The sequence below is a fragment of the Rhizobium sp. CFBP 8762 genome (assembly GCF_014841565.1).
In the GTDB taxonomy this organism is placed as follows: domain Bacteria; phylum Pseudomonadota; class Alphaproteobacteria; order Rhizobiales; family Rhizobiaceae; genus CFBP-8762.
Genome location: NZ_JACYUD010000003.1, coordinates 231593 through 256036, shown reverse-complemented (window position 1 = coordinate 256036; position 24444 = coordinate 231593). Strand labels below are relative to the sequence as shown.

The window sequence follows — 24444 nt, the reverse complement described above, 5'->3', positions numbered from 1 at the left end:
TAGCCTTGGCGGTCTGAATCCCGGAGCGTGCCATGACTGTCGAACAAACCCCTATCGATTCCCTGACAGAGTTGGAGGCCGCCGAAGAGCTTGGGCTTCTCACGCGCGAACTGGCGCGCCACGACGAACTGTACCATGGGCAGGATAAGCCTGAGATTTCCGATGCCGATTATGACGCATTGAAGCGTCGCGCCGAGGAAATTGAAAACCGGTTTCCAGCCTTGGTGGGCGAGAATAGCCCGTCGAAAAAGGTGGGTGCTGCGCCTTCCGGTGCGTTTCAGCAAATCACCCATGCAAAACCCATGCTGTCGCTGGACAATACATTCTCCGACGACGACGTGCGGGATTTTGTCCACAGCGTGTACCGCTTCCTCGGGCAACTGCCGGACAATCAGATCGCGTTTACGGCGGAGCCGAAGATTGACGGCCTTTCCATGTCGCTGCGCTATGAAAAGGGCAAGCTGGTGACAGCGGCCACACGCGGCGATGGCACCACCGGCGAAAATGTCACCGCCAACATCCGCACCATCAGTGAGATTCCGCAGGCGTTGTCCGGCGATGTGCCTGATGTCGTGGAGGTTCGCGGTGAGGTGTACATGGCCCGCAGCGACTTTCAGGCTTTAAATGCCGAGATGGCCGCACAGGGCAAACAGCTTTACGTCAACCCTCGAAACACCGCTTCGGGCTCCCTACGACAACTCGATGCCAAAATTACTGCCAGCCGCAAGCTGCGGTTTTTCGCCTATGCCTGGGGCGATATGAGTGCGATGCCCAGCGATACGCAGCTTGGTATGGTCGAGGCCTTCCGGGAATGGGGTTTCCCCGTCAACCCGCTGATGAAACGGTTGGACTCCATCGAAGCGTTGATCGAGCACTATCACGCGATTGAACATGCCCGCGCCGATCTCGATTATGATATCGATGGCGTCGTCTATAAGGTTGATAGGCTGGACTTGCAGGGTCGGCTCGGGTTTCGGTCTCGTTCGCCGCGCTGGGCAACGGCGCATAAATTCCCGGCGGAACAAGCCTTTACCCGGCTCACCGGCATCGATATTCAGGTTGGCCGCACAGGTGCGTTGACACCAGTGGCGCGTCTGGTGCCGATTACGGTCGGTGGCGTTGTCGTGACCAACGCAACGCTTCACAATGAGGATTACATCCGGGGAATCGGCCAGAGCGGGCAACCGCTGCGCGAGGGCCGGGATATTCGCGTCGGCGATCAGGTCATTGTGCAGCGGGCGGGGGATGTGATTCCACAAATCATTGATGTGGTTCTGGACGCGCGTCCTGAAACATCGGTTCCGTACAGTTTCCCAACGACGTGCCCGGTCTGCGGAAGCCATGCCGTTCGCGATGTGAACGAGAAGACCGGGAAGGTTGATTCGGTCCGCCGCTGCACTGGTGGCTTTGTTTGTCGCGCGCAGGCGGTGGAGCACCTCAAACATTTCGTGTCTCGCAATGCCTATGATATCGAGGGGCTTGGCACCAAGCAGGTGGATTTCTTTTTTGAAAGCGACGACCCGTCGCTGATGATCCGCACTGCCGCGGATATTTTTACACTGGAGGCGCGCCAATCAGCGTCCATGACGAAGCTGGAGAATATCGATGGGTTCGGGCGGGTGAGTGTTCGCAAGCTCTATGACGCCATCAACAGCCGCCGGTCTATAGCGCTGCACCGCTTCATTTTTGCGCTGGGTATTCGCCATGTGGGTGAAACAACGGCCAAGCTTTTGGCGCGCAGCTACGGTTCCTATGAAAATTTCGCTGCTTCCATGACGGCGGCAGGCAGCTTCCACGGCGATGCCTGGAACGAACTGAACGCCATTGATGGCATTGGCGAGGTCGTCGCCCGCGCTATTGTGGAGTTCTATACCGAGCCGCGCAATCTCGGCGTGCTCGGCGAGCTGCTCAAGGAGGTCACGCCCGAACCTGCCGAGGCTCCGGTGGTGAGCGACAGCCCCGTGGCAGGCAAAACCGTCGTGTTTACCGGCACGCTGGTGCGCATGACCCGTGATGAGGCCAAAGCCATGGCCGAGAGACTCGGCGCGAAAGTGGCTGGCTCGGTTTCCAAGAAAACCGATTTGCTGGTGGCGGGGCCGGGGGCTGGGTCGAAACTTGTGAAAGCAGCTGAACTGGGTGTGGAAACCACCGATGAGGACGGGTGGTTCACCCTGATCGGGGCGTAATATCCACATAGATTGTAATTTGTGCTTAAGCGCGATAGCAGTTGCCCCTATTCTTGTCGGGGGCTTTAAGATTGCAGACGATTACGACCATCGCTGACATGCGTTCCGCGCTTGATGCAGCAAGACGTGCAGGCAAATCCATCGGACTGGTGCCAACTATGGGCTATTTGCACGCCGGGCATATGCAGCTTGCAAGCCGCGCTCGCGCGGAAAACGATATTGTCGTTGCCAGCATCTTCGTCAATCCGCTTCAGTTTGGTGCACATGAAGACCTGACGAAATATCCGCGTGATCTCGTGCGCGACGAGGCCATGCTGGTCGAAGCCGGTGTCGATTTCCTGTTTGCTCCCGGTGTCGTGGATATGTATCCGCGCCCCATGGAAGCCGTTGTCGATGTGCCGACCCTCGGCCAACAGTTGGAGGGCGAGGTGCGGCCCGGGCATTTTGCCGGTGTTTGCACTGTTGTTACCAAATTGTTCAATATCGTGCAGCCCAACCGGGCCTATTTTGGCGAGAAGGATTTTCAGCAACTGCAAATCGTTCGCCGGATGGTGGAGGACCTTGCCCAGCCGGTGACGGTGGTGGGCGTGCCGACCGTGCGCGAAGAGGATGGTTTGGCCATGTCGTCCCGCAATGTCTACCTTTCGCCTGAGCAACGCCAAGCGGCTGTTATCGTACCCAAAGCACTGGACGAAGCGCAGAGACTTTTGTCGCAAGGCTTGGCAGATCGTAAAAAGCTGGAACAGGCAATCGCGGATTTCATCAGGACAGAAGGGCTGGCAGAGCCACAGGTTGTGGCCATAAGAGACCCGCAAACGTTGACGCCGATGGATGAGATCGGCGAAAAACCGGTCCTGCTGTTGCTTTTTGTTGCCTTCGGGAGCACGAGACTGCTGGATAATCGAATTTTGCGCGCATAACGCCGACTGAATCGAAGGGTAGTGCCATGAGTGTCCAGAGTTCCAAGCGCCGGTTGAGCCCAGCCAATATCGAAGCGCTGAAGGGTCAGCGTCCGATTGTCAGCCTAACCGCGTACACGACTCCGATTGCCAAGCTTCTCGATCCCCATGTCGATTTTCTGCTGGTCGGCGATTCCTTGGGAATGGTGCTCTATGGGCTGGATTCCACCGTTGGCGTGACCATGGATATGATGATCGCCCATGGACAGGCGGTCATGCGCGGTGCGCAGAATGCCTGTGTTGTGGTGGACCTGCCGTTCGGCTCCTATCAGGAATCAAAGGAACTGGCGTTCCGCAACGCGGCCCGCATCCTGAAAGAGACCGGCTGTAGCGCGGTCAAACTGGAGGGCGGGGCGGAAATGGCCGAAACGGTCGATTTCCTCACACAACGCGGCATTCCGGTTCTGGGCCATGTGGGCTTGATGCCGCAGCTGATCAACACCACAGGTGGGTATCGCTCGCTGGGGCGGACAGACCGTGAGGTGGCGAAGATTCGTCGCGATGCCAAGGCGATAGACGATGCAGGGGCGTTTGCGATTGTCGTTGAGGGAACCGTGGAGCCGGTTGCTCGGGAAATTACGTCCAAGCTGCGCGCACCCACCATTGGCATCGGCGCGTCTCCCGCCTGTGATGGCCAGATACTCGTGTCCGACGATATGCTTGGTATTTTCACCGACTTCAAACCAAGATTCGTCAAGCATTTTGCGGAGTTGGCGCCGTTGATTGGCAAGGCTGCAGAAGAGTATGCGGCTGAAGTCAAGGCACGCACGTTTCCCGGCGATGAGCATACATTCAGAATTAAATAGGCAAGGTTAAATAGAATGCTGCGTCAGCGTCAATCTTTCTGATTTGCAGATGGGGCGGCACTCCGCTACCTCCAGCATTTCCGGTGAACACGGGTTCACTGGAAATGTTCTAGCTCCTTTATTTGTCGCATTGTCCAGACGTCAAAACGACTCCGTTTTCACTGGAAATGCTTTAGTCGCTCAGTCACTTCAATCAGGCCCTTCGTCATGAACACAGATTTTTTGCAGGGCATGCGCAGCAGCGTGCCGGTCGTCGTTGGCTCTGCGCCATTCGGTGCATTGTTCGGCGCACTTGCCGTGGATAACGGATTCTCGGTCAGCGATGCGGTTCTGATGAGCGCGTCTGTCTATGCGGGTGCCAGCCAGTTGGTGGGACTGGACCTGTTCGGCAAGAACATTCAGCCTTGGCTGGTGGTGCTGTCGATCTTCGCCGTTAACTTCCGGCATATTCTGTATTCGGCGTCCATGGCTCCGTACATCAAGCATTTTTCCGGCGTCCAGAAAGCCTTCGCATTTTTCCTACTTGTCGATCCGCAATATGCGGAAACCGAAAAGCGACACGAAAAGGGGCTTCCGGTCAGCTTTTCCTGGTATCTCGGGCTAGGACTGAGCGTTTATGTGCCGTGGGTTGCGGTCAGTGCGCTCGGGGCGTTCTTCGGCAAGATGATTGGCGATCCGCATGCACTGGGTTTGGACATCCTTTTGCCCGCCTATTTCATGGGACTGGTATTGGGCTTTCGCCAGCGCAGCCATTGGCTGCCAGTTGTTGTAGCCAGCTCGCTGGTGTCTATCGTCGCCATGCATTTTGTGGGCTCGCCTTGGCATATCAGTATCGGCGCTCTGGCGGGACTGGTTCTGGCAGCGTGTATGCCGGTAACGTCCGACACTTTGGAAGGCGAGGGGGCAAAGCCATGACGGATCATAGCGTCCTGATTTACACCATCCTTGCTGCTGCCGTTGCAACCTATATCACCCGCATTGCAGGTTATGTGCTGATCACACGCCTGTCCCACATTCCGCCACGGTTGGAGGCAGCGCTCAGCGCCGTTCCGGCTGCCGTTTTGTCAGCGCTTGTGGCACCGCACTTCATCTATGCCGGCGTTGATGTCACTATTGCATTGCTGGTGGCTTTGGCCATCGGCTTTCGTCTGCCCACGCTCTGGCTTCTCTTGATCGCGTGGGCAGGGGTTATGGGCCTGCGGTACTTCGGGGTTTAGATCGAGGCCGTTGCCTGACGTAACCACTCCCGGGTAGAATCATCGGCCAGCAGAGGTGCGATGTTGTCGAACGTGTGTGCGTGATAGGCATTCAGCCACTGGCGTTCTTCGTCGTCAAGCAGCTCCGGCAGGATTGCGCGCCGGTCGATCGGGCACCAGGTCAGCGTTTCAAATCCACGCATCGGCCGGTCGCCGTTCGCGATCATCGCCTCCTCGGTCACGTGCAACAGGTTTTCAATCCGAATGCCAAAGCTTCCCGGCCGGTAATAACCGGGTTCGTTGGAAAGGATCATTCCCGGCAAAATCTCCTGCATGGACTGGCGTGAGATGCGCTGCGGCCCCTCATGTACGGAAAGGTAGGAGCCGACCCCGTGCCCGGTGCCGTGGCCATAATCCGCCCCGGCCTTCCACAGGGCAATGCGAGCCAGCGGATCAAGGTCAACGCCACGCGTTCCCGCCGGAAAGCGCGCGGTACTGATAGCGATCATACCTTTCAGGACCAATGTAAAAAAGCGCTTCTGATCCTCCGGTACGGTGCCGATGGCGACGGTGCGGGTGATATCGGTTGTTCCGTTGATATATTGTGCGCCTGAATCGACCAGAAAAAGCGTTCCGGGCTCCAGTGTCCGATCAGTGGCCGTTGATACCCGATAATGAATGATGGCGGCATTGGACCCGGCACCCGAGATCGTATCGAAGGAGATATCCTTCAGCGGATTTTGCATGCGCGCGCCAACTGCGGCACGACACGCTTCCAGCTTTTGGGCAGCGCCAATTTCGGTTACATCCGAGCTGCTATCCAGCCAGGCCAGAAACTCCACCATGGCGGCACCATCCTGCAGATGCGCCTGTCTGGAACCCTCAATCTCAGTAGAGTTTTTGATCGCCCGCGGCAGTCTGGCCGGATCGGCAGTTTCGACCACGGTTCCCCCGGCTTCGGTCATGGCACGGACTAAGGCGTAGGGCACGATGTCGGGATCGACGATCATTGTCTTGTTTTCGGAGCCAAGCCTGCGCACCACATCGAGAATGTGTTCGGGCGGTTGAAGCTCGGCAAGCTGCGTCAGATATGCTTTTTGTTCAATGCCCGTCTTGCCTGCATCCAGAAACAACTGGCCGCTTCGATCGGCAAAAATCAGAGCACGTGCCAACGGGTGCGGGGTGTGCGGTACATCATTTCCGCGGATGTTGAAGCTCCAGGCGACGGAAGACGGATCGGCCAAAAGCACCGCATCGGCTTTCCATTTCGCAAGCCCCTCGGCAATCGTCGCGATCTTGTCCTTGGCCAGCGTACCGGCCTGTTCCAGCGGCTGTATAGCAACCCGGCCTAGAGGTTCAGCGGGGCGATCTTTCCAGAGCCGATCAACCGGGTTGTGGTCCAGCAATACAAGCTGTCCGCCATTGGCCTCCAACGCCTTTTCCAGACGTCGCACCTCTCCAATCGTGTGCAGCCATGGATCGATGCCGAGTTTCAGCGCCCGATGCTTGTATGATTCCAGATAGAGGTGAGGCGGTGCGCCGACCAAGTCGCCGGGAGTGAACACACCACCATCCACCTGCTCGGCCAACTGCGTGGTGTAACGACCATCCACAAAAATGATGGCTTGATCGTCAAGAACCAGGGCCACGCCCGCAGACCCGGTAAAGCCAGTCAGCCACGCAAGGCGTTCGGCATTTGCAGGCACATATTCACCCTGAAACTCGTCAGCCCGCGGCACCAGAAAGCCGTCGATGTCCAACGCGTCCATCGCGACGCGAAGCTGCGCAACACGCTCACGGCCATACTGCGGGCTGGAAGCAACATTGTAGGTTTGAAACATGAAAGTGCCTTTGCAGAAATCAGAGGTCATCTGGCGCAGATGCGTATCCAGTATGATGTTCCTTATCCCGAATACGGCAGAGGGGCAAATTGTCGCACTTTGGAATCGTTATAAACTATGCACGGCGTGCATGGCACATATTCGTGAAATTCGCTTTTGTCAGATTTTAAATCGGTTATAAATACTCTCAACAACGGCAGACGATATGCCGATGACTTCAAGCTCTGGGGTTTTGGTCAACTGCCCGATCTCCTCCTCCCTAAGGGTGGTTGATCTTCAGAGTTTGCAGCGTTCGCTTGAGCATCCTCCTCCTCGGCTCGCGAACATCTGGCGGTGCCTCTGGCACCGCCGAAGTTTAAAAAAGCCGCGCTCCTGAAAGGGAGGGCGGCTTTTTATTGGCCGACGGTTTATACTCTATCAAAATGGATGGTGACCCATCCATTGCGCCAGATCGTCTGGATATGGCGCAGGTGTTGTCCGGTATAGGCGGCAATCACTTTCCAGCGTTGCTCTGCCAGAATACCCGACAGGATCACTGATCCACCGGGTGCAAGATGGGTGGCGAGTTGTGGTGCCATCTTGATGAGCGGACGGGCCAGGATATTTGCTATGATCAGGTCGAAAGGACCATGCTGTGCAAATACGGTGGACTGAAATCCCGTTGCGGTCTTAACCGTCAGGCCGGAAACGATCCCGTTGCGCCGTATATTTTCTGCCGCAACACGGGTAGCGACGGGGTCGATATCCGTTGCCAGAACAGGTACTGGCCTGCTCTTGCGCACGGCTATAGCCAGCACACCACTGCCGGTGCCAAGATCCAGTGCATTGGTGATCTTGCGTTGGCGAAGAACAGTTTCAATCATCTCCAGGCAGCCTGCGGTGGTGCCGTGGTGGCCGGTCCCAAAGGCTTGTCCTGCTTCAATCTCAATGTCGATATCGTTGAGCCGTACTTTGTCTCGATCATGTGCGCCATGGACGATGAACCGTCCGGCCCGCACAGGCTGCAAGCCCTCAAGCGATTTGGCAATCCAGTCGATATCGGGAATCACTTCCCGTTCAATAGCCAATCCGGGGAACCGTGCGCTTATCAGATCGGCAAAACGCGCACGCATATGCTCCTCTTCATCAGCCATCAGATACAAGGAGGCTTCCCAGATATTTTTCTTTTCATCGATTTCCATCGTGGCGATGGCGTAACCTTCGTCCTCGAAGGCGTCTGTCATCACATCCAGAAGCGCGTTGGACTGTGTCTCGGTGGTGGTGATGAAAAGGCGAATTTCGCTCAACGGTGACAGTCTCTCTGTTTTGTTTCAACCTGCAACCAGGTTTTCCAGTTTCTTTACGGCGGTATCGGCGTTTTCACCATAGGCAATCGTGCTTTTGAAGCGCCCTTGCGCATCAAGAAGAAACACAGAGGCTGTGTGATCCATGGAGTAATCGCCATTTGGCTTGCTTTCGTCGACCGGTACCTTCTTGGCGTAGACCCTGTAGCCTTTTACCATATCCATCACCTTATCCGGCGCACCGGAAAGGCCCACGATGCGCTTGGAGACATTGTCGACATACTGCCCAACGATCTCAGGCGTGTCGCGCTCCGGGTCTACGGTCACGAAATAGGCTTGCAGGGATTTGCCTTGCGGATCAACCTTTTCCATCCAGCCATTTAGTTCATAAAGCGTGGTCGGGCACACTTCCGGGCAGTGGGTAAAGCCGAAGAACAGCGCAGTGGGTTTGCCGGTAAAATCGGCTTGCGTGACGGTGCGGCCTGCGCCGTCCGTCAGCTCGAACGGCACGCCGAAGGCAGCCCCTGCAATTTTTTGCTTTTCCGCTGTTGCAGTATAAACCAGCGCGCCAAGAAGGGCCGCGAAAAAAGCAACGGCAATCCAGAGGGCAATGCGTATCTTTTTCATCGTTCAATCCTGTTGGCCTGGGTTCCGTCCATCAAATACGCGTTTGGGCCGCCGCCTGCAAATGCCGTAATGTCGCAACTTTAGGGAAGACTTAACATGTTTCTGGCATGATTTTCAGGCGCAGAAATGATTTTTCTTTGTCCGGCATGATGGCGGCGCAAAACCTGTGGCATGGGCCACAGGGTTATCCGTTGTCACAGTGCGACAGCCTTTCCTGAAGAAAGTGGCGATCATGTCGAATCTACTCCAACAATCCGGCGGCTCTCTGGAAATCGTATCGTTCCATCTTGGCGGGCAGGAATTCTGCATCGACATCATGGTTATTCGCGAAATTCGCGGATGGGCACCGGTCACGCCAATGCCCCACACGCCTCCCTACGTGCTGGGTCTCATCAATCTGCGTGGCGCCGTTATTCCGGTCATCGATATGGCCTGCCGGCTGGGAATGGCCATGACTGAACCTTCCGAACGTGCGGCCATCATCGTCACCGATATTGGGGGCAAACTGGTGGGACTGCTTGTGGAGCAGGTCTCGGATATGATGACGATCGATAGCCAGAATCTGCAGGCCGCACCCGATATTATTCCGGAAGCGCAGCGTGATTTTTGCCGTGGCATCGTAGCGCTCGAAAAATCAATGGTGTGTTTCCTGAATCTGGACCGCGTTATCGCAGAACAACTGTCTCACGCAGCTTAAAGTATAATCCGACCGGAGCGAGGATCGAGAAGATTATGCGTTTTGAATATAGACTTAGAGCGCCGGTTTGATACAATCAGATCGAACAGCGCTTTAAGCGTTTTCAATATTGTAGGAACAAACTGAAAAAGAGGGCGTTCTTTGTTCACTGATCACCTAGAACAAGGAATATTCACTATGAACGCCTCTTTGAAATCCGTTATTTCCGCCGCCGTTTTGACACTCGCCATTGGGGGTTCTGCCTTCGCACAGAACAACGTACCCAATGACACGAACCAGCAGAAGAAGCAGCCTGATGCCGCCGCGACCGAAAATACAGGCACGATGGCGCCTGCCGATACAGCAACACCTGCGACAACTGCGATGGATAACGAAGAAGTCGTTGTCTATGGCGTGAAGGAATGGTCCGGCGTTGATGCATCGAAGATCGCTGTCAAGCGTGTCAACGAACTGCCGCTGGAAACACAGCGTAACAAGTACAGAACACTTGCCGACGTGAACAAGCAGGAAGTTGAGCGTTTGCAGGCAGACGTGAAGGCCAATGCAGCGCTGGTCAAGGTGCTTGAGTCGCGCAACGTGCAGATCAACAACATCGTATCTGCCCACCCTAATGCCGATGGTACAGTGACCTTCATCGTCCTGTAAGGTTTTACATTCGGAAAAGCCCTCTGCACCGCAGGGGGCTTTTTTTATGACTTACTTTGGCTGTCCGTTCGTCCATGTGACCGGTTGATTGTAGAGCGGAACGGTGGAAATGGCCATCTTGGCGGAGCCTTCCGTGACTTCCCGCCCATGCGCCAGGTAGATCAGCGTATTGTTGGTCTTGTCATAAACACGGGTCACGACCAGACTTTTCCAGATCAGCGACAAACCGGCCCTGAACACTTCTTCGCCTTTCGGAGACAGGTTGATGTCACCGATTGTGATTGGTCCCGTCTGCTGGCAAGCGATTGCGTTGTTTGAGGGATCCTCAAACCAGTTTCCCTTGCGCAGCCGGTCGATGACGCCCCGGTCAAAATACGAGACATGGCAAGTGACGCCGGTTACTTCGGGGTCCGTTACAGCATCGATCTTGATGTCATTGCCAACCCAGTCCACCCCGACTTTTCCAACAGTATCGGCGTGAGCACCGTAGCCAGAGCCCGCCAAGGCAATCAGACCGGCAGCAATGCGTTTAAGGGTAGGGGACATGGGCTTTCTCCAGCAAGGTTTCATCTGTCAGATGTGGATATATTGCCGTCAGGTCAAGCGGAATGCGAATTACAAAAAGGGCAGCTTGCGCCGCCCTTTTGCAAATGTCTGTTGATTAGGTCTAGAATTCGTCCCACGAGCCTTCCGTATTCGAAGCGCCGCCAAATGCGCTGGCGACCTTGCGGCTCAGCGTGCGCGCGGGCGAGGTTGCTGGCCTTGGGCTCGACGCAGCCATGCTGCGGGCTTCCGTTTCAAGGCCCATTCTGAACTGCGACAGCAACTGGTTGAGCGACGATGCCTCCTTTGCCAGACTGTAGCTGGCAGCGGTGGTTTCTTCGACCATGGCTGCGTTCTGCTGGGTGCCCTGATCCATGCTGTTGACCGCGGTGTTGATCTCCTGCAGGCCGATAGCCTGCTCACGTGCGCCCTTGACGATGGCAGCAACGTGAGAGTTGATCTGCCGAACTTCCTCAACGATCTTCTCCAGCGCCTTGCCGGTTTCTCCCACAAGCGACACGCCGGAGCGGACCTGATCGCCGGAGGTGGTGATCAGCGACTTGATCTCCTTGGCTGCATTGGCGGAACGCTGTGCAAGCTCCCGGACTTCCTGCGCGACAACGGCAAAGCCCTTTCCGGCATCACCGGCGCGTGCAGCTTCCACGCCGGCATTCAGCGCCAGCAGGTTCGTTTGAAACGCGATATCGTCGATGACGCCGATGATATTGGAGATTTCCTGAGAGGATTTCTCGATCTGGTGCATGGCGCTGACAGCGTTGCGAACCACATCGCCGGAGCGCTCGGCACCGGCGCGCGTGCGTTCAACCAGTGCACCTGCTTCTTCCGCGCGGCTGGTTGCGTCCTTGACGGTGGTCGTAATTTGTTCGAGCGCTGCGGCTGTTTCCTCGACCGAAGCAGCCTGCTGTTCCGTACGCTTCGACAAGTCGTCGGACGCCTGACGGATTTCCGCAGCACCCGCATCGATCGTCCGGGCATTTTCACCGACTGTGCGCAGGGTCTGATGCAGTTTCTCCATCGACTCGTTGAAGTCCACGCGCAGGCTTTCCAGCGCCGGAGTAAACCGCGTGTTGACACGGTAGGCTACATTTCCGTTGGCCAGGTTTGAAAGGCCCGTGCCGATTTCCTCAACAGCCTGTTGGACTTCAGCGGCTTCACGGGCCTTTTGAGCGTCACGGTCCAGACGCTCTTTTTCGGCCTGAATGCGATTGCTCTCGGCTTCCTGCTCAAGGCGTGCCCGCTCAATTGCGTTGTCCCGGAACACGGATACGGCATTGGCCATATTGCCGATTTCATCACGCCGGTCGGTGCCAGCAATGGCTTCGTCCGTATCTCCGGCTGCCAGCGTGCTCATACGGCGATTGAGTGTGGAAATCGGGGTCGTAATGCCCGCCGTTGCCACGTAGACAGTACAGCTCGTGCCGATAATGATGGCGAGTGCAAGAATAACGAGCGTAATGGTTATGGTCTTGTTGGTAACCGCTGTCAGGTCATTGCTGCCCTTCATGACGCTGTGGACCATCTCGTCGCGCTTCTCGCGAAATTTCGGAGTCCATTCCGCAATCGTCCGCTCAAGTCCATCCAGAAGAGTGGATGCTTCTGCTGTGCTGTTGGATGCGTGAAGTGCAATAGCCTTTTCGCCAAGCTCCCGCAGTTTTGCAATGTCGTTGAGCGCGTCGGTGACGAATGGAGCTTGCGCGGGGACAAGCGTTTGGGTCTCTGTCAGCGTCGCAGTAGCGGCGTTGATTTCATCCCGAAAATTTTGTTCTGCCTGAAGAGAATCTTCGGAGCCAACGGGATTCAACAGAACTCGATTGAGTTCGTAGCCAATCCGTCCAATGTTGCCGTTGACGCGTGACACGTTAACGGCACCAACACTGTCGTTGGTGATGAAGGCAGAATAGACTGTATCGGTTTCCTTGTATTTATAAGCGAGGAATCCCATTCCGGAAATGGAGATGACACTCAGTCCCACGATTGTTGACAGTATTTTGGTGCGTATCTTCGCATTTTTCAGAAAAGACATGATTGCTCACAGTTGCAATGGCAAATGCCGTGGAAGACAAGGCGCTGCAATCGAGATCAATATCTGGTTGCACGGTAACCGTGCTGAAGATAAGCGCTGAGCGCCAGAGTATAATCCGGATTGGACAATCGCCAATCATCGACAGACCGTGAATGCCCTCATGGCGGGTTTTTCTGTCAGCATTTGTTATCGCGGCAAAAAATTAACACCGGCTAAAGATGAGAACGTGAATATATACGGATATTCGCCCATAAATTGTAAAATGAGCAGTTCACGTTCAATCTATAAGAAATAATGGGTTCGATATTCTACGTATTTCGTCCGAGTACTCTGCTTCGCTCAGCGTCATACTGGATGTAAAGTTGCTAAACCTTGTCAACAAAACTATCCAGAACCCGCTTTTGCCCGGCGCGATCAAAGTCGATAGTCAGCTTATTGCCTTCAATGCTTGAAATATTCCCATTACCGAATTTCAAGTGAAAGACCCGTTCACCGACAGCAAATTTCGAGGGCGTGTCAACCGTGGATTTGGCGACCAGTTCACCGTCGATGGTGCGTGCTTTCGGCCCGCTTTCGCCATAACCGACGCGCTCCACCGCATGTCCGGAGCGTGAGCCCCAGTTATCGCGCGTTGCATCCGTGCGGTTGGCCTGCGCGCGCTTCCAGCCCGGCGTAGCGTAGGAATTGGAGAACGGCTCTGCCTTGTCGAACCGCGATTGACCATAGCCACCACGGCCGTAACCACCGTAGGATTGTTCTGCCTCCGACACCTCGACATGATCGGGTGGCAGTTCATCCAGAAAACGTGAGGGCAGGGTGGATTGCCAAAGCCCGTGGATGCGCCGGTTGGACACGAACCAGACATGGCAGCGCCGTTTGGCGCGGGTGAGGCCGACATAGGCCAGTCGCCGCTCCTCCTCCAGTCCGGCGCGCCCACCCTCATCCAGCGAACGCTGGTGCGGAAACAAGCCTTCCTCCCAGCCGGGCAGGAAAACCGTATCAAATTCCAGACCCTTGGCAGAATGAAGGGTCATGATGTTGACGGCATCCAGATTTTCGTTCTGCTCGGCATCCATTACGAGCGAAACATGCTCCAGAAAACCGCGCATGGACTCAAACGCTTCCATGGAGCGGATCAGTTCTTTAAGGTTTTCCAGTCGGCCCGGCGCTTCGGCCGATTTGTCGTTCTGCCACATGGCAGTATAGCCGGACTCGTCCAGTATCATCTCCGCCAACTGGGTGTGCGGCGTGTTTTCGAGCAAGCCCTGCCAACGGGTAAAGTTGACGACGACATCAAACAGAGATTTGCGGGCCTTGGCCTTCAGTTCCTCGGTTTCAATAAGATCAGCAGCGGCGGCGAACATCGGAATGTCGCGTCCGCGTGCATAGTCATGCAACGTGCGCACCGTCGTATCGCCCAGGCCGCGCTTCGGCGTGTTGATAATACGTTCAAACGCCAGATCATCGGCAGGCTGGCAGACCAGGCGGAAATACGCCATGGCATCGCGAATTTCCATCCGCTCGTAAAAGCGCGGGCCGCCAATCACACGGTAGTTCAGCCCCAGCGTGACGAAACGATCTTCAAACTCGCGCATCTGAAAGGATGCGCGCACAAGAATGGCCATGTCATTGAGGTTGTGACGCTTGCCATCGGCATCGGGCCTTTGCAACTGCTCGATGGTCTCGCCAACGGCGCGGGCCTCCTCTTCGGAATCCCACGCGGCATGAACCTGAACCTTGGCGTCGTCGGGGTCGCTTCGGTCCGTAAACAGGGTCTTGCCAAGACGGCCTTCATTATGCGCGATCAAATGCGCGGCAGCCCCAAGAATATGCGCCGTCGAGCGGTAATTGCGTTCAAGCTTGACGACTTTTGCGCCCGGAAAGTCCTTTTCAAACCGCAGGATGTTATCGACCTCAGCGCCGCGCCAGCCATAAATGGACTGGTCATCATCGCCGACGCAACACACGTTTTGCACTTCGCCCTTTGGGCGCTGCGCCAGCAACCGCAACCACATATATTGCGCCGTGTTGGTGTCCTGATACTCATCCACCAGAATGTAACGAAATTTGCTGTGATACTCTTTCAACACATCCGGATGGGCTTGAAACATGCGGATGGGATGGCACAACAGGTCGCCGAAATCACAGGCGTTCAGTGTCTTCAGGCGTGCCTGATAGGCGGCATAGAGTTCACGTCCCTTGCCATTGCCAAAGGCGCGCGCGTCCCCTTCGGCAATGTCCGAGGGACCGAGGCCCTTGTTTTTCCAGCCGTCGATCATCTGGGCAAACTGGCGCGCAGGCCAACGCTTGTCATCCAGCCCTTCGGCCTGAATAAGCTGCTTGATGAGGCGCACGACATCGTCTGTATCCAGAATGGAAAAATCCGAGCGCAGCCCGACAAGTTCGGCGTGACGACGCAGCAGCTTGACCCCGATGGAGTGAAACGTGCCGAGCCACGGCATGCCTTCCACCGCGCCACCGACAAGAACACCGATGCGCTCCTTCATCTCACGCGCGGCCTTGTTGGTGAATGTTACAGCCAGGATCTGACTTGGATAGGCGCGTGCGGAGGCGAGAATATGCGCTATGCGCGTGGTCAAAACCCGGGTTTTGCCCGTGCCGGCACCGGCGAGAACCAGAACCGGACCGTCGATGCTTTCGACAGCGTCCTTCTGCTCCGGGTTCAGGCCATTCAGATAGACAGAAGGTGAGCGTGCGCCATCGCGCGCGGCAAGCGCACGCGCGGCGATGCCGCCCGACGGCTTTTGGTTGCCTGCTGCCGGGTTGCCGCGCTTTTGGTCTGCCACAGGCTCTTCGTCGAAGAAGGGTATATCGTCAAATCCGTTACTCATGCGTCTCAATGTAGTGATTCGGGATCAAAACGCCAGTTCTGCTTTCATTCACGTTTCCGGGTTTTTCAGGTTACCCCATGGATTTATTACAAATGCGTCATAATTTCCGATCACGGTTGCCCACCGGGTGCGCAAACCCGTACAGGGTAATGGTGATACGGAGAGTGTGATGAAGCTTTGGAAACAGATCCTGCTGTGTGCCGTGATACTGGTCGCGGGATTGGCCGCATGGGTACGGTTTGCGCCGGGTGCCGGGGCAATGCTGGCATCTCTTGGCGTCCCTGGGTCTGTTGTCACTGCCATCACCCCGGAGCAGCCGAAGACCGCCGCAGCCACCAACGCACCCCGAAATGCACGGCTGGTGGCAACCCAACCGGTGGCAACCGCACTGATAAACGACCGGCTGAGCGCCATTGGCACCGGTGAGGCGATCCGCACAGTCACCGTAACCCCCTACGTGACCGGCAATCTGGCAGAGGTTCTGGTCAAGTCTGGCGATACGGTCCAGCAGGGGCAGGTTATTGCGCAGCTCGATAATGACGAGCAGCGCATCGCGGTCGATCAGGCACATCTGACGCGCAAGAGCGCACAGGAAAAGGTCGAGCGGTATCGCAATCTGAAAACGGTCATCAGCTCTGTGGAATTTACCGATACAGCCAACGCGCTGGAGGCTGCCGAGCTTCAGGTGCAGGCGGCGGAACTCGCCTTGAAGCGGCGTGAGATCACGGCACCGTGGTCCGGTGTCGTGGGCATTATCACCGTTAACCCCGGCGATTACGTCACCACGTCATCGGCTATCGCAACCATTGATGACCGCAGCGAAATCCTGGTAGATTTCTGGGTGCCGGAGCGCTTTGCTCCGCGTTTGAAGGTGGGGCAGAATATTTCAGCTACCGCAATTGCACGGCCTGAACGACAACTGGCGGGCCGTATCGACGCGCTGGACAACCGCATCGATCAGGCAAGCCGGACCCTGCGGGTGCGCGCTCGAATAGCCAATGAAAACGACAGTTTGCGTGCAGGCATGTCCTTTTCCGTTGCGGTCGAGTTTGCGGGCGATACGTACCCGACGGTCGATCCGCTGGCCATTCAGTGGAGCTCGCAGGGGGCCTATGTGTGGCGGGTTGCCGACGATAAATCAGCCAAGGTTCCCGTTCGTATCGTTCAACGCAATTCCGATCGGGTTCTGGTAGAAGGGGACCTGCGCGAAGGCGAGATGGTAGCGACCGAAGGTGTTCAGCAACTGCGCGATGGCAGTGCCGTTCGCGTCGCCCAGACGGACGCACCCGCCACACCGGCGAGCGGTTCCTGACATGAGCGATCAGCAGATCCCAAACAACCCGGCCGCGACTGGCGCCGATGGTTCGCCGGAAATTTCGGCCGACGCCGGTAAGGGTTTCACGGCCCTGTTCGTGCGGCGGCCGATCTTTGCGCTTGTGGTCAATCTGCTGATTATCGTTGCTGGTCTCGCTGCGTTCTATGGCATTGAGGTGCGCGAGTTGCCGGAGGTGGATCAACCGGTTGTGACCGTGACGACCACCTATACCGGGGCCGCACCGGAAACGATGGACAGGCAGGTCACGTCCATTATCGAGGGAGCGGTTTCCCGCGTTTCCGGGATTACCCGCATTTCCTCCACGTCGTCACAGGCGCGCAGTCAGGTTACGCTGGAATTTTCCAGTGAAACCGACATCGGCCAAGCCTCTAACGATGTGCGCGATGCGCTGGGTCGTGTAACAAATCAGTTGCCCGAGGATGCGGACGAACCTCGCATCATCAAGGCGGATGCCGATAGCCAGCCGATCCTGCGTCTGGCCCTGACATCCTCCACCATGTCGATGGAAGACATGACGCTGCTGGCGGAAAACGATATTTCCGACCGGCTCTCTGCCGTGCTGGGTGTTGCGGACGTGGTGCTTTACGGCGATCAGGAGAAGATTTTCCGCGTCGATATCGATCAGATCAAGCTTGCCAGCCGTGGGCTGACAGTTGCGGATCTGCGCACCTCGTTGGCGACCGTCGCGCTGGATGTGCCTGCCGGGTCCATTACCAGCAACAGTCAGGATATCACCGTGCGGGCGCTGGCGGATGTGACGACGCCACAGCAGTTTGAGGATATCATTCTGCAAAACCATGTCCGTCTGGGTGACGTGGCATCGGTCACGCTGGGGCCGAACACGGGAACAACTGCGTTGCGGTCCAACGGCCAGCAAGGCGTGGGTTTTGGCATTGTCCGTCAGGCACAATCCAACACCATCAATATTGCCGAGGGTGTGCAGACGGCGGTTGCCGCCATCAATCAGACTTTGCCAGAGGGGACACAACTTCGCATCACCAGCAACGATGCCGTGTTTATTCAGGGTGCCATTCATGAGGTGGAAATCGCCCTGGTGGTGGCTATTCTCATCGTGATTGCGGTCATCTATCTGTTTCTGCTCGACTGGCGCGCAACGCTGATACCGGCATTGACGATGCCGATTGCCTTGATCGGCACGATGGCAGCCATCTATCTGGCCGGGTTCTCCATTAATATCCTCACACTTCTGGCCATCGTGCTGGCTACCGGCATGGTGGTGGATGATGCCATTGTGGTGCTGGAAAACATCGTGCGTCGTCGTGCCGAAGGACTGGGTCCACGCGCTGCGGCGGTGCTGGGAACACTTGAGGTGTTTTTTGCGGTGATCGCAACGACGGCCACTCTTGTGGCCGTGTTCGTGCCGCTGTCCTTTCTGCCAGGGCAGACGGGCGGGTTGTTCCGGGAATTCGGCTTCGTGCTGGCGTTCTCTATTCTTCTGTCGGCCTTTGTGGCTCTGTCGCTCTGTCCCATGCTGGCATCACGGCTGTTGAAGGCCGAGGGGCATGGCGAGCGTCACGGCGTGATGCAGCGTATCGGCGCGCGTGCCGCTGGTTTTTATGCCGCCACGCTCCGGGCCTGTCTCAACACGCCGGTGGCGGTTTTTCTGGTCGCTATCATGGTCACCGCCGCTGGTGCCGTCGCGTTCACCACGCTGACATCAGAACTGACGCCGAGTGAAGACCGCGCCATGGTCATGATGCGCATCAACGCGCCCCAAGGGGTCTCTCTTGATTATGCGCAGGCCCAGATGCAGCGCATTGAGGACGGCTTGCAGCCGCTGGTCAAATCCGGCGAAATCTACAACATCTATTCGATATCCGGGCAGGGTGGCTCCACCAATAGCGGCTTCATGGTGATTACGCTCAGCCCGTGGGCAGAGCGTGCGCGTTCGCAGCAGCAGATTGTGCGCGATATCAATGCGGTGACGGATAAAGTCCCGTCCGTCCGGGCCTTTGCGTCGCAGTCCAACAGTCTGGGCATTCGCGGTGCTGGCAATGGTTTGCAGGTCGCGCTTGTGGGGCAGGATTACGCCAAACTGTCCGCCGCCGCCGATGAGTTGCTGCGGAAGATGGAGGACACCGGTCGCTTTCAGAATGTGCGCCTGAACTACGAAACCAATCAGGCCCAACTGTCGGTCACTATTGATCGCGAACGTGCTTCCGATCTCGGCGTGGATATCAACGGCCTTTCGGTTGCCTTGCAGGCCATGCTCGACGGCAACGAGGTTCTGGACGTTTTTGTTGGGGGCGATTCGTTCCCGGTTATCATCTCCTCGGAAAACAACCCGATCAATGATCCGACCGATCTGGAAAACATCTTCCTGAAAACCGGGGATGGCAAGATCGTTCCCATGTCCAGCATTGCCTCACTGGAGGAAAAAGCCGTTGCGCCACAGCTTGCGCGCGAATCGCAACTGCGCGCCGTTTCGCTGACGGCGGGTCTGCCAACCGGCTTTTCGCTCGGTGAGGCCCTGACGCTGACAGAGGAGCTTGCTCAGCCGTTGCTTCCCGAAGGTTACCGCATGATACCGCTGGCGGAAGCCGCAACGCTCACGGAAAATTCCTACGGCATGTTGCTCACCTTCGGGTTTGCCTTGGTCATCATCTTTCTGGTTCTGGCGGCTCAGTTCGAAAGCTTCATCAGCGGCGTTATCATCATGGCGACGGTGCCGCTGGGCCTCGCCTGCGCGATCTTCGCCATGGTCGTCACGGGCAACACGCTCAATATCTACAGCCAGATCGGGCTTGTCATGCTGGTGGGCATCATGGCGAAGAATGGTATTCTGATCGTGGAATTTGCAAACCAGTTGCGCGACCGTGGGCAGAATGTGCGAGATGCCATCGAAAACGCCTCCAACATCCGTCTGCGGCCTGTGATGATGACTATGATTGCAACGGTTGTCGGCGCTCTGCCCTTGGTCTTGGCCCGGGGAGCCGGTGCGGAAGCCCGCATCGCGCTTGGCTGGGTGCTGGTAGGTGGGTTGGGCTTGGCAACCATCGTCACGCTGTATCTAACGCCTGTTGCCTATCTGGCACTGGCCCGTTTCTCCAAGCCCCGCGTCGAAGAGGAACATCGCCTGCGCGACGAACTTGCGCTGGCAGCGCAGGCGCAGCAAAGCGCCCAAGCCTCCTGAAATCCCGCTCTGCTGTTATTTTTTGGCGCATGAACAAAGTAAGGCTTTATTCTTGCGCCTGAAAGCGGCAATAGGTCTAACGATTGCTTTTTCAGGGAAAATGGCGTGCTGGCTCGCTTTCTGGTGTTTCTCGGCGGTTTGTTGGTCGTTGTACTGTTTGCAGCGCTCATAGCGCCCATGTTTGTCGATTGGACGGATTTCCGTAGGGATTTCGAACGCCAGGCGACCAGCATTATGGGCCGCCCGGTCGTGGTTCACGGTCGAGTCGATGCCCGCTTGCTACCGTTTCCCTCTGTCACCATGAACGACGTGCGCGTGGGTGAGGAGGGCGACGATGCGATGGTCCGTATCGCCCGGTTCTCTATGGATGCGGAACTGGCGCCATTTCTGAGCGGCGAAGCCCTGATCTTCGATATGCGTATCGATGAGCCGAAAGCACGTATCAAGCTGCTGGCTGATGGTACGCTGGACTGGGCAAAAGGCCGTAAGTCCAGCATTCCCACCCGCAACGTGGTGCTTGAAAATGTGGCGATCAGCAAGGGCGAAATCGAATTCGTCGACGAGCAGACGGGTCGCACCCGCTTCATTGGCAATCTGAATGCGGCACTCTCGGCCCGCTCGCTGACAGGTCCGTGGCGTATCGAGGGGCAGGGCGCACTGGATGGTGAGAAAGGTCGCTTCTCGTTTAACAGCAGTCCAGTGGATGAGAGGGGCGTTTTGCGTGTCCGCACTCGGCTAATGCCGGAGACCCGCCCGTTCGGCGTCGATCTGGAAGGCGATTTGCAGGTTGTGGATTTCAAGCCGCAATACACTGGCAATTTCACCCTGATTGAAAACAGGGAAGCGGCACCAGCCCGCGACGAGTCCGATCCTCCAGCGCCGCGCGTCAACGGTCTGTTTGAGCTGACCAACGAGCGCATCCGCGTACCGGAATATCGTGCGCAGTTCGGCGCTGCCGAGGATCCTTATGTCGTCACAGGCGAAGCAACGCTCGACACCGGCAAGACGCCGGAATTTCTTCTGTTGGCGGATGGTCAGCAGATCGATGTGAGCCGCATCGGCAACGATGGTGCCAGCGCCAAGACAGGTCGCAACAGCGGTCTGTCGGTTCGCCAGCGTCTCAATGCTCTTCTCAACATCGCCAGCGAAATCCCTATTCCACAAGTGCCCGGACGGGCAAGCCTGCTTTTGCCTGCAATCGTGGTCGGTGATACAACTGTGCGGGACGTTAGGCTGGATGTGAGGCCGGATCGGGCGGGCTGGGTTGTTGATAAGGCTGTCGCGCAACTCCCAGGACGCACGCAGATTGAAGCAAACGGTCGCCTGACGCTCACGGGAAGCCGGGCATTTTCTGGCGATCTGCTGCTGGCATCCAACCAGCCCTCCGGGCTTGCCAGTTGGGTATCCGGCACAGTGGACCCGACGATCCGCTCTTTGAAAAGTGCCGGATTTTCCGCGCGGGTGGACCTGACGGACGCCTTGCAGAGGTTCGAGGATCTGGAGATTGCTGCCGGGTCTGCTTCTCTGAAAGGCCGCTTGGAACGACAGGCTCCGGCCGACGCACCGCCGAGCCTGAACGTTGCCCTGAAAGGGAACCTGATTGACGTTGACGCACTGCGCGCCTTAACCACGCTGCTGGCGGGTGATACGTCCAGTGATGCGATCTTTGCCCATGCCATCAATGCCGAGCTTTCGGCTGAACGTGTAACCGCCTTCGGCGAAACGGCTGAAGGTGTTGATGCTGTTTTGACCTTGCGCGATGGCGTGTTGAAGGCAGACCGTTTGTCCATCAACGCGTTGGAGGGAGCGACTATCAGCGCGCTGTTTACGGCCAGCGGTACGCTTGATGCGCCCAGCTTGAATGCAAAAATGAAACTGGCGGCAGACGATCTTGCGCCCCTGTTGAAACTGGTCGAGCGCCATACCCCAACCCATCCCGCGCTGACGCGACTGGCGCAAAACGGCAGTTACTATCAAAACGCCGATCTGGATTTCACCCTGGCCACCGGTAGCGATAATGGCAGCGGGCCATTGATTTTCGGCGTGATCGGCAGTGCCAATGGCAGCCGCATCACCGCGCACTATCAGGCACCGAGCCTTGCGCAGGCGCTTGCCGGCTCAGGGTTGCAACTGGAAGCAACCTTGGAGAACCCGTCCACCTTGACGCTATTGGGGCAGGTCGGCTTTGATCCGCTGCCGTTTGACGGTGATGAAAATGGTGTGCTGACTGCGAAAATGGAAAGTGGTGATGCGGGTGAGGCCAAGGGCTCGCTGACCTTTACCACCAACCGCACGTCGCTGACGGCGCGGGGCCGGGTGGGACTGCTGCCGTCCACCTTCCTGAACGGTGAATTTCAGATGTCGTTAGACAGTGCCGATCTGGAACCGTATCTGCTGATGGGCGGCGTCGGATTGCCTCAGATGGGCGCTGGCCTACCATTCACGCTGGCGGCAAAAGTCGCCGTGACGCCGGATGCGGTGGCTTTGACGGACATGAGCGGCAAGGTGGATCGCAACGGGTTCGCTGGTACCCTCACCTTGGACCGCAACAGCAGTACGATCAAAGGCAATGGTGCCCTCACGCTGGACCATTTCGATATCCCGTTGGCGGCTGAGACGGTTATCGGCCCGGTACGCAATGCAACATCCGGTGGGTTATCGACAGAGGCGATCCCTGCACGGGGTCTGGAGATGCTGGATGTGGTGCTGGACCTGTCCGCCAAACAAGCGGATATCGGGCTCTATGGCTCTGTCGCCGACTTCAAAGCCAAGACCCATTGGAGCGGCGGCGAACTCGCGTTGCGCGAGGTATCCGGTGCCTGGCTTGGTGGTGCGTTGGCGGGAGACCTCGTTATGACGAACGCCAGCGGTTCAGCGTCCTTCAACGCCAAAGTGGGCCTAACACGCGCCGATCTGGCGGCCATCGGGTGGACGGGAGACGGTGACCAGCCCATCGCAACCGGCAAACTGGACCTCAATCTGTCTTTGGAGGGTGCGGGACAGACAATCGCAGCTTTGGCTGAAGGTGCCACGGGGTCGGGCGAAGCCGTTGTCCAAGGCGTCACTCTTCACGGTTTGAATGACAAGGCTTTAGCGGAGATACTGCCCGCCGTGGACGCTCTTGAAGGCGAACTGACGGCACAACGGCTGGAGCCGGTGATTGCAGATGCTGTTCTCAAGAGTCAAACGGTTATTGAGAAGGCAATCATTCCACTGGCCATCGCAGGCGGCACGTTGCGGGCGCAGAACGTCATGGCTGCAAATGGAGCTGTTTCGCTGTCAGGCAACGCCGCGCTAGGGCTCGCATCGTCGCGTATCGATGCGGACCTCACTGTTCGTTTTCCACCACCGGAAGGGCAACCAGCTGACAGCACGGCGGCAGTGCGGCTGAACTTTGCCGGACTGACCGAACAGCCGGGACGAACGCTCGATAGTGCCGAACTGGCAAACTATCTGACGCTGCGCGCATTCGAGCGAGAGCGTCGGCGGGTAGAAACCTTGCAGGCGAATGTTCTGGAAAAGCAGCGTTTGCGACGCGAGGCCGCCTTGTATAAAGCGCGGGCCGAGGCACGGGAAGCAGCGCGCCAGGCCGCCGCAGAGGAAGACGCGCGCCGCAAGGCACAGGCAGAAGCTGAGGCCAGCCGCCGCGCAGCTGAAGAGGCGGAGCGCAAAGCGCAGGCGGAAAGGGATCGTTTGGTTCTGCCGCAGACGCTGGTTGATCCGTCACAGGGCGTTACGCGTGGTGAGGACCTGCAACCACTTGCGCCCACGACCCCGCCGAGCCTTAACGGCCTACCGGGCGTTGACTCCCCTTAAGCGCAGTCATCGGATCTTGAAATTATCCGCTGCTCGTCCCACTGACTTGGCCCTTGATCCATTGCAGCACATAGACACGCAAAGCGGAGGACAGGTTGCTGTTCTCGGCGCGGTCATCATCGATTTCGCATATGAGTTGCGCGAGTGGAATGCTGCGCGTCATCGCAATGGCCTTCAACTCACTCCAGAACGCGTCTTCCAGCGTGAAGCTGGTTCGGTGCCCGTGTAGTGTCGCCGAATGTTTGCGGTTCATACGAGCCCGCTTCAGTCGGCTTTGTCGGTGGGAGACAATTTGCCCTGATCCAGGAAAGATTTCGCCTTCTCGTTCAGCGCTTTTGTCAGCGACTTCTCAGCCTTGGTACGGCCGAAAGTCAAACGGTTTTGGTCGGCTGTCTTTTCCTTTTCGCTCCGCGCCTGTTTCTTTCGAAATTGGCGCAGATTGACAACATCACCCGCCAT

18 protein-coding genes are annotated in these 24444 nt (G+C 57.2%); 10 read left to right on the top strand and 8 right to left on the bottom strand.

The window, feature by feature from the left end; translation table 11 throughout:
* Positions 1-32: 32 nt before the first annotated feature.
* The 5 genes from ligA (at position 33) to IFT84_RS09740 (ending at position 5168) form a co-directional block, all read left to right on the top strand.
* Positions 33-2186: an NAD-dependent DNA ligase LigA gene (gene ligA, locus IFT84_RS09760; protein WP_192118799.1), complete on the top strand. Its 2154-nt coding sequence runs from the start codon at positions 33-35 to the stop codon at positions 2184-2186.
* Positions 2187-2257: 71 nt separating this feature from the next.
* Positions 2258-3106 (top strand): pantoate--beta-alanine ligase, encoded by an 849-nt coding sequence (gene panC, locus IFT84_RS09755; RefSeq protein ID WP_192118797.1) that lies wholly within the window; start codon positions 2258-2260, stop codon positions 3104-3106.
* Between the two features lie 26 nt (positions 3107-3132).
* Entirely contained in the window at positions 3133-3951 is an 819-nt protein-coding gene (gene panB, locus IFT84_RS09750; RefSeq protein ID WP_192118794.1) for a 3-methyl-2-oxobutanoate hydroxymethyltransferase, read from the top strand.
* Between the two features lie 207 nt (positions 3952-4158).
* Positions 4159-4866 (top strand): AzlC family ABC transporter permease, encoded by a 708-nt coding sequence (locus IFT84_RS09745; protein ID WP_192118792.1) that lies wholly within the window; start codon positions 4159-4161, stop codon positions 4864-4866.
* Positions 4863-5168, top strand: coding sequence for an AzlD family protein (locus IFT84_RS09740; RefSeq protein ID WP_192118790.1), 306 nt, complete (start codon positions 4863-4865; stop codon positions 5166-5168). Before IFT84_RS09745 ends, IFT84_RS09740 begins: the two co-directional genes overlap by 4 nt.
* Here the strand turns inward: IFT84_RS09740 and IFT84_RS09735 are convergent.
* From IFT84_RS09735 to IFT84_RS09725, 3 genes are all read right to left on the bottom strand, one after another.
* Complete coding sequence (locus IFT84_RS09735) at positions 5165-6988, bottom strand: aminopeptidase P family protein (RefSeq protein WP_192118788.1); 1824 nt, start codon at positions 6986-6988, stop codon at positions 5165-5167. The genes IFT84_RS09740 and IFT84_RS09735 overlap by 4 nt on opposite strands.
* A gap of 407 nt (positions 6989-7395) precedes the next feature.
* The gene (locus tag IFT84_RS09730) at positions 7396-8274 is read right to left on the bottom strand and encodes a 50S ribosomal protein L11 methyltransferase (protein WP_192118786.1); all 879 of its coding nucleotides are present in this window, start codon (positions 8272-8274) and stop codon (positions 7396-7398) included.
* A gap of 24 nt (positions 8275-8298) precedes the next feature.
* Positions 8299-8898, bottom strand: a complete 600-nt coding sequence (locus tag IFT84_RS09725) for an SCO family protein (protein ID WP_192118784.1) — start codon at positions 8896-8898, stop codon at positions 8299-8301.
* Between the two features lie 232 nt (positions 8899-9130).
* Between IFT84_RS09725 and IFT84_RS09720 the strand changes: the two genes are divergently transcribed.
* Both IFT84_RS09720 and IFT84_RS09715 read left to right on the top strand, forming a co-directional pair.
* The gene (locus IFT84_RS09720) at positions 9131-9595 is read left to right on the top strand and encodes a chemotaxis protein CheW (RefSeq protein ID WP_192118782.1); all 465 of its coding nucleotides are present in this window, start codon (positions 9131-9133) and stop codon (positions 9593-9595) included.
* A 177-nt stretch (positions 9596-9772) separates the two neighbouring features.
* Complete coding sequence (locus IFT84_RS09715) at positions 9773-10240, top strand: hypothetical protein (protein WP_192118780.1); 468 nt, start codon at positions 9773-9775, stop codon at positions 10238-10240.
* Between the two features lie 51 nt (positions 10241-10291).
* Here IFT84_RS09715 and IFT84_RS09710 read toward each other — a convergent pair whose 3' ends face one another.
* The 3 genes from IFT84_RS09710 to IFT84_RS09700 form a co-directional block, all read right to left on the bottom strand.
* A complete protein-coding gene (locus tag IFT84_RS09710; protein ID WP_192118778.1) occupies positions 10292-10786 on the bottom strand; it encodes a CreA family protein in 495 nt (164 codons plus the stop codon).
* Between the two features lie 121 nt (positions 10787-10907).
* Entirely contained in the window at positions 10908-12827 is a 1920-nt protein-coding gene (locus tag IFT84_RS09705) for a methyl-accepting chemotaxis protein (RefSeq protein WP_192118776.1), read from the bottom strand.
* Between the two features lie 365 nt (positions 12828-13192).
* Positions 13193-15679, bottom strand: a complete 2487-nt coding sequence (locus IFT84_RS09700) for an ATP-dependent helicase (RefSeq protein ID WP_192118774.1) — start codon at positions 15677-15679, stop codon at positions 13193-13195.
* A 169-nt stretch (positions 15680-15848) separates the two neighbouring features.
* Between IFT84_RS09700 and IFT84_RS09695 the strand changes: the two genes are divergently transcribed.
* From IFT84_RS09695 to IFT84_RS09685, 3 genes are all read left to right on the top strand, one after another.
* Complete coding sequence (locus tag IFT84_RS09695; protein WP_192118772.1) at positions 15849-16991, top strand: efflux RND transporter periplasmic adaptor subunit; 1143 nt, start codon at positions 15849-15851, stop codon at positions 16989-16991.
* A gap of 1 nt (position 16992) precedes the next feature.
* Positions 16993-20169 (top strand): efflux RND transporter permease subunit, encoded by a 3177-nt coding sequence (locus tag IFT84_RS09690; RefSeq protein WP_192118770.1) that lies wholly within the window; start codon positions 16993-16995, stop codon positions 20167-20169.
* Between the two features lie 105 nt (positions 20170-20274).
* Positions 20275-23985 (top strand): AsmA family protein, encoded by a 3711-nt coding sequence (locus tag IFT84_RS09685; RefSeq protein WP_192118768.1) that lies wholly within the window; start codon positions 20275-20277, stop codon positions 23983-23985.
* Between the two features lie 22 nt (positions 23986-24007).
* Here IFT84_RS09685 and IFT84_RS09680 read toward each other — a convergent pair whose 3' ends face one another.
* Both IFT84_RS09680 and IFT84_RS09675 read right to left on the bottom strand, forming a co-directional pair.
* Positions 24008-24238, bottom strand: a complete 231-nt coding sequence (locus tag IFT84_RS09680) for a ribbon-helix-helix domain-containing protein (protein WP_192118766.1) — start codon at positions 24236-24238, stop codon at positions 24008-24010.
* An 11-nt stretch (positions 24239-24249) separates the two neighbouring features.
* Positions 24250-24444: a DUF4169 family protein gene (locus IFT84_RS09675; protein ID WP_192118764.1), complete on the bottom strand. Its 195-nt coding sequence runs from the start codon at positions 24442-24444 to the stop codon at positions 24250-24252.